Raw genomic sequence first — 2,716 nt, forward strand, 5'->3', positions numbered from 1 at the left:
TTTCTCATGTCTCTTGACCCTTTTTGTTAAATTTCCTTGATTTTACTGGCTTTACAGACTTCTGTCAGGCAGCCAGGTAATGACACTTGTGTTTCCTGCACTGCGTCATTAATAATGCTGCCATAGCTACTACCACGACGATTAGGATTAATATTTGCCTCTAACGAATCTTTTTGCCTTTCGGAAGCGATGCTCAAGCTTTTGGTCGTGTCTAATTTATTATCTACGGCATTAAATGTCATATATACCCCAATAATTAAAGGTTTTTGAACGAAAATCGTGATTATCTATATCCAATACTGGTGCTTAATACCGCTAAAAAACTACCGTGTAGTCGCCTAATTTATTTGTGAAGAAATAATAAAAATCCAAGTAATCTTTGTGAAGGAATTGATTTTGCTTAGAAAGTACGGTTAATTAAGTAGATTGTATATTTTGTATATTTTGAGTTTTCTATAGCGGTTTTCGGATGAGTGAAATACGCTTATATTGCTCCCATTCCCTGCGAGGGAAGGGGTTGGGGGTTAGGTCAGTTGCTATCGCTTGCAAATCCAAGGAATGCGGGATGTTATAAAAACAACAAAACAAAAACTGACTGGGATAATTTATCCCAGCCAGTATGAAATTGATATCAAGTTAAAAACTTACTGCATCTGCTCTTATTTTGTAGGAATCAACCGAAAGAAATCTTGGTATGGAGCCATTAATATCTCTCCGTAACGCTTGAGAATATTTTCTGGATCGGATGGATTGGTGCTTGCCATGCTGGAAACATCTGATGTGGTTTGGTTCTGACTCCAGTATTCGGACATCTCGGAATTGGTTATGGTGTTGGTACTAGAAATTGCTAAACTTTTGTTACTGTTGTTTGCAATGCTCCCGTTAAAACCTGTATTACTGTTATTGTCGAATATGTTATTGGCTGTTTCAAATCCAGTTGTGTAGTCATAAGAACCCTGATTCAGACTTGATGACTCAATACTGCTTGAGAATGGGTTAAAACCGTTGAATATGTCGCCGAAATTGAAGCTGGGGATTGGAGTTGGGGTGCTATCTTGTCCAGAATTTCCTGATGTATCCGCTAAGATTTGTCTTACTTGGGAATCACTCAGATTCGGATTAGCACTGAGCATGAGAGCGACGACTCCAGCTACGTGGGGAGCTGCCATTGAAGTGCCACTGTAATTCTCATATCCGTTATTGGGAACGGTGGAATAGATGCTGACTCCAGGTGCTGTGACGTAGGTGAGTTTGTCATTCCCTGAGCGGTTGGAGAAGCTTGCTTGCTTACCATCTTTGTCCACTGCACCAACTGCTACACCTGTATCTTTGGCATAGCGTGCGGGGTATATAGGTGATGAACTGCCGCTATTTCCTGCTGCCATGACAACGATTGTGCCTTTGCTGCTGGCATATTGTAGAGCTTCTTGCATGACTTGGTTGCTGCTACCACCACCCAAACTCATATTAATTACTTTTGCACCGTTATCGACAGCATAGCGGATTCCTTTGGCGATTGAGTCATAAGAGCCAGAACCACTGTCATCGAGAACTTTGACAGCCATGATTTTAGAGTTGTAAGCAACTCCAGTTGCTCCTTTGTCGTTTTTTTCAGCTGCGATGGTTCCAGAAACATGAGTACCATGTCCGTCTACGTCTATTGTATTGTTATTATTGCTGTCGAAGTTCCAGCCGTAAACGTCGTCTACATAGCCGTTTCCGTCGTCGTCTTTGCCGTTCCCTTCGATTTCTTTGGTGTTTTTCCAGATATTGTTTTTTAAGTCTTCATGATTGCGATCGACTCCAGTATCGAGTACTGCGACTACAATCCCTTCCCCTGTGTATCCTTTTGCCCAAGCTTCTGGTGCTTTCACCATGTCGTCTCCCCAATTGTAACCAACTAAATCGGGGACATCTGCAAACTTGTCTCTACCTGCTGCTTTGGCTACTGCTGTGGATGCATCGACTAAACCGTAACCTGTGGTTGAGTTATAGGATTGGGTACTGATTTCGCTATTATTGCTGTAGCTGCTGGAGTTGTGATGTTTAAAGCTGTGAGTGCTGTAAATATCATTGTTGTTAGAGTCGAAGTTGGTAATTGAAGAGGTTGGAGTAATATTTAGTTCTTGTTTGGAAACAGAATTATTACTCATATAGTTAATGGGCATAGGTATTTGTCCTCAAAAATTGCTTTTTGTGGCGGCATAAAATGTTTTCTTGTTAAAGAAAATGCGGAAAGTTTTAAAAAGTTTTAAAAGTTTTGTCTCGCTAGTAAATAGTAGCTATAAAGTAAACATATAATTTGCAGCTACTTTTACAAAAAGATGGTAATAAATGTTTTTTTGGGGATTTTTTACCTTTATTTTTCTATTTGATTCCAAATATCATGCTATTAGCTTCATCTCAACAAATTTCATATATATCTCCGGCTTCTTAGAGAAGTCAGGGATATAATAAAATAAAAAGCTATTTATAAGTATTTATGTATATTGTTTTGTTGCATCCCAATAGCTAAAGTTCGACTCGATTTCGCTCCAACTAAGTTCTAAAAATGCGGGTTTTGATGAGCTATCAATGCCCCAAGGATTAAATAGGGTAAATTTTTGGGTCGAGGAATTATAGTTTACTAATGCGTAAGCGTGGGCAGCAACAATATTATCGGAAATTGGTTTTAATTTTGAACCGAAACCAATCGATTCACCTAGATTAGTTGCTT

The 2,716-nt window shown here is 39.2% G+C and carries 2 protein-coding genes and 1 pseudogene; all 3 read right to left on the reverse strand.

The annotated features are described in order from the left end of the window. Window positions 1-26: 26 nt before the first annotated feature. A complete protein-coding gene (locus tag CK510_RS29005) occupies window positions 27-242 on the reverse strand; it encodes a hypothetical protein (RefSeq protein WP_095724925.1) in 216 nt (71 codons plus the stop codon). A 417-nt stretch (window positions 243-659) separates the two neighbouring features. Continuing rightward, window positions 660-2,168 carry a S8 family peptidase gene (locus CK510_RS29010; protein WP_095724926.1) on the reverse strand — a complete coding sequence of 503 codons (1,509 nt, stop codon included), beginning with the start codon at window positions 2,166-2,168 and terminating at the stop codon, window positions 660-662. Between the two features lie 312 nt (window positions 2,169-2,480). Next, window positions 2,481-2,716: pseudogene (locus CK510_RS29015) on the reverse strand (C2 family cysteine protease); the annotation flags it as partial.

Source organism: Brunnivagina elsteri CCALA 953, from assembly GCF_002289455.1.
GTDB lineage: Bacteria > Cyanobacteriota > Cyanobacteriia > Cyanobacteriales > Nostocaceae > Brunnivagina > Brunnivagina elsteri.

Bases quoted from the DNA above. Each gene is read 5' to 3' on its own strand.
- CK510_RS29005 (WP_095724925.1), bottom strand. From the start codon at position 242: ATGACATTTAATGCCGTAGATAATAAATTAGACACGACCAAAAGCTTG.
- CK510_RS29010 (WP_095724926.1), bottom strand. From the start codon at position 2,168: ATGCCCATTAACTATATGAGTAATAATTCTGTTTCCAAACAAGAACTA.